A 6,852-nucleotide genomic window follows, 5' to 3' on the forward strand; every position below is an offset into this window, starting at 1 on the left:
CGAGCCGGGGCTCAGCCCGGCGGGGTTAGAAGGTCAGTGAGCGGCGGCGCTGCGGGCGGCCTTGGCGACCTGCCAAGCGGCCTTGAGAGCGGAAGACATGGCCTCCCGGCGCGAGACGCCGCAGCGCTCCATGATGCCGGGAGCGGCCTTGCAGGCGGCGGCCATGATCGCGGTGCGGTCGTACTGGCCGGCAGTGGCGAGGGGGCGGGTGCGGGCGCCGAACTGGATGAGGGCGCGGGCGCTGAGCAGGCCAGCGGGGATTACCGGCTTGCTGTCATGCAGGCTGCGGGAGAGGCGGGTCCAGGAGACGGTGTGGAAGTGCATCGAGATACATATTCCTGTGTCTGAGACATAGGATATGCTTTTGCGGTGTGCTGTCAATAGCCCTATGTGAGAGACATTGCCTTTGCCGTCCTCATCACCTATCTTCACCGTGCCCACTGCCGCTCGCGATCCTGATGCCGCCGAAACAGCTTCGCCTTACCCCCCGCCTATGTCGCGCAGGCCGCGCTCTACTCGGCTGGCGTCAAGCCGATCTGGCGGAGGCAGCCGGTGTCCCAGAGCCGACGATCAACGCGTTCGAGGCCAAGCCGGAGACGGGGCGGATGATCACCGCGAACGCGCGGCTGTTGATCGAGGCGTTCGAGAAGGGCGGCTTGGAGTTCATCCCCGAGAACGGCGGCGGGGCCGGGATCCGGTTCCGGGAGCGGAGAGGGTGATACGACCGTGAAGGCGCGCGAAGCTGTCACTCAGGTGGTCGCACTGGTGATCGCCATCCTCGCCCAACCGAGAACCGTTCTGGCGCAGCCAAAGGACGTAGCATTCCCAGGGCCGCAGGGGGTCGAACTACACGGCGCGCTCTACCGCCCCGCCGACGCAGGACCATTCCCAGCCGTCGTCGCGCTCCATGGCTGCGGCGGCCTCTACGATCGGAACGGCACCCTCAACGCGCGGCATGCCGATTGGGGTGAGCGCCTCGCAGCGCAGGGCTTCCTCGTGCTGCTGCCCGATAGTTTCGGGTCGCGTGGGCTGGGATCCCAGTGCAGCACCGGAGGACGCGAGATCCGACCCGGCCGTGAACGGACCGCAGACGCCTTCGCGGCGAAGGCCTACCTGCAGACCAGGCCCGACGTGAAGCCGGCGGCGATATCCCTCCTCGGATGGTCGAACGGCGGTTCTACCGTGCTCTACGCCGCGGCCGCACGTGCACGCGACGTCACCAGTGGGCCGCCCTTCGCTCGCGCCGTCGCGTTCTACCCCGGCTGCCGTATACCCGCAGAGCGCGGGTGGCACGACGGCGTGCCGTTACAGGTCCTTGTAGGCGGAGCGGATGACTGGACCGGTGCCGAGGCTTGCCAGAGCTTAGTCTCAGCGGCCCAGGCCCGCGGCGAGCCAGTCGGCATCACGGTCTACCGCGGCGCCTATCACGACTTCGACCACCCAAACCTCCCCGTGCGAGAGCGGCGCGGTTTGGCTTACACGACGAATGGCGATGGCGTAGCCCATGTCGGCACCGATCCTGCTGCACGTACAGACGCTCTGCAGCGCGTGCCCGCGTTTCTGGCACGATGAAAATGGGGATCGGAACGGAAGAGATGATCATGGGTCCGCAGATCCGTGCGGCACGCATCGCGCTCGGCTGGGAGCCACGTCATCTCGCGCAGCGGGCGAAGGTGCCGCAGACCGTCGTGCTGCGGGCTGAGAGCAGCCCCGGTGAGCCGGCGGTCACGATCGCGCAGCTGAACGCCCTGATGCAGGCCCTGCGCGCTGGCGGCGCCAGCTTCCCGGCGGTTGGCCCCGATCAGAATGCCAGCGGTGATCAGCCGTAAGCCGCTTCAGAGACTGGTCCAAAGGGGATCTAAGGCCTACCGTTTTAGCATCTGATCAAGTTCAACTCAAAGCAGTATTCCCCGAGCCATTTTAAATCTCTGCTAACCATACAGGATGAGGAATAGCCCACCCTACGCTCGGGATCGCGTCGGGTCCCCGCGGTGATCCCCCGTAGCCGGACCGATGAAGCTCCTCGACAATCTGAAGCTCCTTGCCAAGCTGGCGATCCCGTCCGTTCTGCTCATCGTCGTCTCAGTCGGAATGATCCTGCTGGCTCGAAGCAGCCTGTCCACCCTCGACGCTAATACGCAGCACATCGTCGACTACAGCGCTCAGCGTGCGATCTTGGCTCTGCAACTCGCTGTCGCCGTGGATGAGGCAACGATCCGCGAGAAGAACCTCATCATCGAGAGCGACAACCCCAACCGGCAGATCCTGCGCGATCAGCACGGCGGGGCGGAGCAAACGGCCGATAAGGCGGTCGATGGGTTGCTCCAACTCTCCGATACGCCCGAGCGCCGCGCCATCAACGAGCAGTTGAAAGCGCTGACAGAACGCTTCTTCTCGGCCTCGAAGGCCGCTGTCGGTATCGTGTTCCAGAACGATGTCGCCGCCGCGACCAAGCTGTCCAACGGGGACAGTCGGACCGCACGCAAGGCGCTCGTGGAGGAGACCAACAAGCGTGTGGCTGCCAACGTCGAGGCCCTGTCGGAGGAAAAGCGGCGAGCCGGTGAAGTTGGTGCCGAAGCCACGCAGACCCTCACCATTGTGGCAGTGGTCGGCCTCCTCGCCGCCTTCTGCTTGCTCGGCGGCATCGTGGTGTTCGGGATTACACGCCCGCTCGGTAACCTCGTGACCGTGCTTCAGCGCATGGCCAAGGGCGAGGTCGATGCCGAGATCCGCGAGGCGGCACGCGGCGATGAGATCGGTGCCGTCGGCCGTGCCGTCCAAGGCATCCGGGACATGGTCGCGCAGAAGGCGGCCGAGCAGGCCGAGATCCAGCGCATCGCCGACGCCGCCGCTGCCTCGGAGCGCAAGCGCACGATGGTCGAGTTGGCTGACGGGTTCGAGCGCGCTGTCGGTGGCATCATCGGCATGGTCTCGTCCTCGGCCACCGAGTTGCAGGCGACCGCCGGTACGATGAGCGGCACAGCGGCTGAGACGGCCGCGCAGTCGAGCGCGGTCGCAGTCGCGGCCGAGGAAGCCGCCTCCAACGTCAACACCGTGGCGGCCGCCGCCGAGGAACTGGGGTCGTCGGTCCAGGAGATCGGTCGGCAGGTCCAGGGATCGACCGAGTTGGCGCAGATTGCCGTATCCGAGGCCGATAAGACCTCTGACATGGTTCAGGAGCTGAACGCCGCCGTGTCCCGGATCGGCGACGTGGTCGGGCTGATCTCAGGGATCGCCGGTCAGACCAATCTGCTGGCGTTGAACGCGACCATCGAGGCGGCACGAGCGGGTGTAGCGGGCAAAGGCTTCGCAGTCGTCGCCTCGGAGGTGAAGGCGCTGGCCGAGCAGACCGCCAAGGCGACAAACGAGATCTCAGGTCAAATCGCGCGGGTGCAGGCGTCCACTGGCCAAGCCGTCACAGCGATCGGCGGCATCACGGTACGCATTCAGGAGATCAGCGCGGTGGCGACCTCGATCGCGGCCGCCGTCGAAGAGCAGGGCGCGGCCACGCAGGAGATCGTGCGCAACGTCAGCCAAGCGGCGCAAGGCACTGGTGAGGTGACCAGTAACATCTCCGGTGTCGCGGCTGCGGCTGAGGAGACCGGGGCGGCGGCGAGCCAAGTACTCGGCGCGGCCTCGGAGCTATCGCGCCAATCTGAGCATCTCGCAGCCGAGGTCGGTCGCTTCCTCGTGACGGTTCGGGCGGCCTGAAACGCCCTTAAGCTTGTCTCATGCTGAGAGCCTCGCAGTCGCCGCCGTTGAGGTTCGGCTAACCGCCCTCGCCCATCGTGATATCGGGCCGTGTCGCGTACCGGCCCTTCGCCGTGAGGAACGGCACCGAGCCCCGCCAGCCCGTGATCGGATCCGGCGGCGGGGCAGCGTTCCATTTACCCCGCCCGCTTGGCGCTCCAACTACCGGTGCATTCGACCAGTCCGCCGGACGTGCGCCATGTGCCGCTGCCGCCGCCCTTGGTGTCGAGGCTGCCGGCAATCGGGACCTTGTTCGCGCCGCTGGTGATCGTCGCCTGCACGGCACCACCTGTCGATACACCGCCGGCGATGTCGACCTCCTCCCCAGGAATGGAGGCGTCGCTATCCTTGATCTGCACGTGATAGCTTGTGCTGGCTGAGCAGGGCCCCTCAGCCGTGGTGGCTACGATGGTCCAGGAACCGTCGAACTGGTTAGGGACCCGGACCTTCTTCGTGGCAGCATCGGCCGGACAGAGAACGCCTGTTACGAAGGCAGCCGCAAGGATCGAGACGGCGATACGTGTCATAGACTGCTCCGACGGTCGCGCCGTCGGGATTGACTTCGCACTCCGAAAACAATGGCATCGCACAAATAGTTTCCGGACCTCAGGACTTTCACCGCTGCTCGGACGACTTTCCTCGGCAGCCTGATCTGGTGCGAGCGTGGCGCCCCGCCGATCGCGTAACCACTCGAACATGTCAGGTTTTGCACAACCCTAGTCCGGCGCAGCGTCGGCGGCCATCTTAGTGGCAAGATCGCCTACCACTGGAGCCGGAGGGCCTGCGCGTGCTGATCTCGATGCCAATCAACCTGCTGGTGCAGATGGATGCTACTTCAGCGGTAGCCTTCAGCGCCATAGGGCACTGAAGGCCGTCTCGAAATCTCCGATCAGGGTCCGATTGCAGAAGCTGTGCAGGATGGGGCCGTCGACCCGGCCCTCGCGCATCGCGATCGACTCGGTGTTCTGGTCGTAGGAGAAATTCAGATGGCGGCCGCCGAGGGTGGTCGATAGGATGGCGTTGCCGCTATCACCATCCTGGGTCATTTCGGTCGATCCTGGCTTGCTGCGCCACATGATCCCGCCGAGCAGCGCCAGGGTGACCGCCTTCATCTGCAGGTCCTCGCCTTCGGACTGCGCGATGACGCTCACCGCGTAACGTCGCACGGCGTCGAGGTCGGTCTTCTCGGATCGGACGGGAGCGAACATGGACATCGACTTACTCCCGCCGCGTCGCGATATCGGTTGCGCCGGTCGAGGTAGCGGAATAGCCGCCCCAACCCTCCGTGGAGACGGGCGACGTGCCGCCCCACCCCTCGGCGCACCACGTCGCGAGGCGCAGCGTCGGATCGACCGAGCCGTGATCCTTCAGGATGCCCATGACGCGGTCCCGCTGTTTGTCCGCGACCAAGAGATCGAGCATCGCTGCGCCTTGCTTCAAGCGCGCGCAGCAGGCGTCCGGCGCCTCCGGAGCCACGCCGATCGTCTCGAGCCTATCCTGAAGACCGGAGCCGTTGGGAAGCGATGAGCCCGCCTCCGCGCGACCGTCATCCAGTCCGATGGGGGCGACCACGAGCCGGATTGCCCGCTCGGGGATGCCGGCCGCGACCAGCGTGGCCGTCGCGGCTTGCGCCCTGCTGGGGCTCTCATACAGCGCGAGGATGCCGAGCCTCGCGCGCGGACCTTCGCTCGGAAGCAGGGGCCCCTCCGGCCGCTCGGCTGTATCGCCCTCGGACGCGATCTCCGTCCACGCCGCAGGGCTGAACGTGGCGCGCTGGTCCGCGCTCAGCGCGAAGCCGGCGCTCATCGTGGATCCCTTCATCGGGAAAGGATCCGCCCACATCCGGTCGCCCGGACCGTTGCCGAGAGAGTTCTGCTGCGCTCGTTCACGCGCCGCAGCCTCAGCCGGATTATCGATCACCGTCTCAGCCGTCCTCATGGGCTCAGTGCTCGGTCCCGGGCATGTTTTGCCGTGGTTCGCCGCCGTGATCTTTGATGAGGTTGGACCGCGCTGGGTCGCCTTTCAGATCCGCCACCTGCTTTCGTGCAATCATGGCCAAGAAGCCGACGCCGCTGATCGTGCCGAGCGCTAAAAATAATAGAGAGATGCCGCTGCCCATAGGCGAAGCCTTTCGTCGAAGGAACCGCCGAAGGAAGGACGACGGGGAGCATTGTGCTACATGTCGAACTAAGCCCAGGATCAGAGGTTGCCGCTTTCGATCATATCTGGGGTGCGGCGTCTTTTCTTATCATTTTTAGGGAGGATCAATGTTGGTGCAAGCCACATTGATCTAGACAGCATCTACTGAGATTTGGAGTTTTGTCGTGTATAATCCCATCTTTTCATCGATAATGCTGGCGATCGAGTCGCGACGGGTTATCGAGCTGCGCATGGTTCGGCTTGCCTGGGGCGGCCGTGAGGGCCGGGCCGAGATGCGGTCGATGGTTGTCGAGAAGGTGCATGCGGCCGGCGAGGCGATGACGACGCTGATGCTCGGCGGCTCGCCCGAGACGGTCATCGCCCGCTACCGCGAGCACGTCGCCTTCAACACCAAGCGGCTGTCGGCAGCCTGATGCGACGCGTCAGTCGCGCCGAGCTTCGGTGCTCGCGCGCTCGACGACAGCCCGCAAGGCTGCGCTGCCTTCCATCACGAACCAGGCCCGCAACATGCTGGTGGTTTCAGGCGTGTCGTCCGACCGCTCCCGGAACAGATCCGCGTAGCGGGCCAGCTCGCGCTCCATGAACATGTCGAGGTAGCTTGCTCCCTTTGTCCGTGCGAGGTCGACGAGGGCGTCGCTGAGAACGCGCTGCATCATCTCGCCGACCATGGCCGAGACGTATACCGCCTCGGCACTGCCTTGTTCGGGTTCGCTCATGATTTGCCCTATAGCCCCGCGCCGCGGCGTCTCTGTTGGGGTTTGCAGGCAACATTTTCCATCGATTACCAGCGAAATCGCTCAAACCGGCTTGAGATGTCGTCGCAGCCAGCGGCTCGCCTCTTCCAGGGTGGGGAAGGTGGGGACCCTCTGCCCTTGCAGCCGGCCGAACCCCGCCTCCATGAACCAGCTTCCGACATTGGCATGCTCGGGTTCGGCGAGGCGA

At 65.3% G+C, this 6,852-nt stretch carries 10 protein-coding genes; 4 read left to right on the top strand and 6 right to left on the bottom strand.

What is annotated here, in order from left to right; genetic code table 11:
- Positions 1-33: 33 nt before the first annotated feature.
- Positions 34-324, bottom strand: a complete 291-nt coding sequence (locus tag MKK69_RS28905; protein ID WP_243973611.1) for a hypothetical protein — start codon at positions 322-324, stop codon at positions 34-36.
- Positions 325-726: 402 nt separating this feature from the next.
- On the opposite strand from MKK69_RS28905, the gene MKK69_RS28915 reads away from it, so the two are divergent.
- From MKK69_RS28915 to MKK69_RS28925, 3 genes are all read left to right on the top strand, one after another.
- On the top strand, positions 727-1,572 hold the full coding sequence (locus MKK69_RS28915) for a dienelactone hydrolase family protein (protein WP_243973613.1): 846 nt from the start codon (positions 727-729) through the stop codon (positions 1,570-1,572).
- A 29-nt stretch (positions 1,573-1,601) separates the two neighbouring features.
- Positions 1,602-1,829, top strand: a complete 228-nt coding sequence (locus MKK69_RS28920) for a multiprotein-bridging factor 1 family protein (RefSeq protein ID WP_243973614.1) — start codon at positions 1,602-1,604, stop codon at positions 1,827-1,829.
- Between the two features lie 184 nt (positions 1,830-2,013).
- Positions 2,014-3,711 carry a methyl-accepting chemotaxis protein gene (locus tag MKK69_RS28925; protein WP_243973615.1) on the top strand — a complete coding sequence of 566 codons (1,698 nt, stop codon included), beginning with the start codon at positions 2,014-2,016 and terminating at the stop codon, positions 3,709-3,711.
- Between the two features lie 176 nt (positions 3,712-3,887).
- On the opposite strand, the gene MKK69_RS28930 is transcribed toward MKK69_RS28925, so the two are convergent.
- The 4 genes from MKK69_RS28930 to MKK69_RS28945 form a co-directional block, all read right to left on the bottom strand.
- A complete protein-coding gene (locus tag MKK69_RS28930) occupies positions 3,888-4,277 on the bottom strand; it encodes a heme utilization protein (RefSeq protein ID WP_243973616.1) in 390 nt (129 codons plus the stop codon).
- A 321-nt stretch (positions 4,278-4,598) separates the two neighbouring features.
- Positions 4,599-4,964 (bottom strand): hypothetical protein, encoded by a 366-nt coding sequence (locus tag MKK69_RS28935; protein WP_243973617.1) that lies wholly within the window; start codon positions 4,962-4,964, stop codon positions 4,599-4,601.
- A 4-nt stretch (positions 4,965-4,968) separates the two neighbouring features.
- The gene (locus MKK69_RS28940) at positions 4,969-5,688 is read right to left on the bottom strand and encodes a hypothetical protein (protein WP_243973618.1); all 720 of its coding nucleotides are present in this window, start codon (positions 5,686-5,688) and stop codon (positions 4,969-4,971) included.
- Between the two features lie 4 nt (positions 5,689-5,692).
- A complete protein-coding gene (locus tag MKK69_RS28945; protein WP_243973619.1) occupies positions 5,693-5,869 on the bottom strand; it encodes a hypothetical protein in 177 nt (58 codons plus the stop codon).
- Between the two features lie 232 nt (positions 5,870-6,101).
- Here MKK69_RS28945 and MKK69_RS28950 point away from each other — a divergent pair, with 232 nt between their 5' ends.
- A complete protein-coding gene (locus MKK69_RS28950) occupies positions 6,102-6,323 on the top strand; it encodes a hypothetical protein (protein ID WP_279598686.1) in 222 nt (73 codons plus the stop codon).
- Positions 6,324-6,332: 9 nt separating this feature from the next.
- On the opposite strand, the gene MKK69_RS28955 is transcribed toward MKK69_RS28950, so the two are convergent.
- Positions 6,333-6,626, bottom strand: coding sequence for a hypothetical protein (locus MKK69_RS28955; RefSeq protein ID WP_243973621.1), 294 nt, complete (start codon positions 6,624-6,626; stop codon positions 6,333-6,335).
- Between the last annotated feature and the right edge of the window lie 226 nt (positions 6,627-6,852).

Source organism: Methylobacterium sp. J-026, from assembly GCF_022829585.1.
Lineage (GTDB): Bacteria > Pseudomonadota > Alphaproteobacteria > Rhizobiales > Beijerinckiaceae > Methylobacterium.